1 pseudogene is annotated in these 265 nt (G+C 71.7%); it reads right to left on the reverse strand.

The features are described 5' to 3' along the window. A pseudogene (locus tag GJQ66_RS12940) lies at positions 1-265 on the reverse strand (DUF3417 domain-containing protein); the annotation flags it as partial.

Below are 265 nucleotides of genomic sequence, written 5' to 3' on the forward strand. Positions count from 1 at the left end.
GAGACGCCGTTGGCGCGCTGGGCAAGCCGCAGGCCCATCACCGCCATGTTGAAGCAGTTCGGCTCGCCGCCGGGGTAGGTCTCCAGGCCGAGCGCGAGAATCCGCTCGACGTCGATGCCGGGCAGCTCGGCCGCTTCGCCGAAGTGGCGGGCGACCAGTTCGCGGTCGAAGCGGTCGATGCCCGCCGGGACCGGTGTGTGGGTGGTGAAGACCGTACCGGCGCGTACGGTCTCCAGCGCGCCGTCGAAGTCCAGCCCGACCGGCC

Source organism: Microbacterium sp. ZXX196, assembly GCF_009709595.1.
Classification (GTDB): domain Bacteria; phylum Actinomycetota; class Actinomycetes; order Actinomycetales; family Microbacteriaceae; genus Microbacterium; species Microbacterium excoecariae.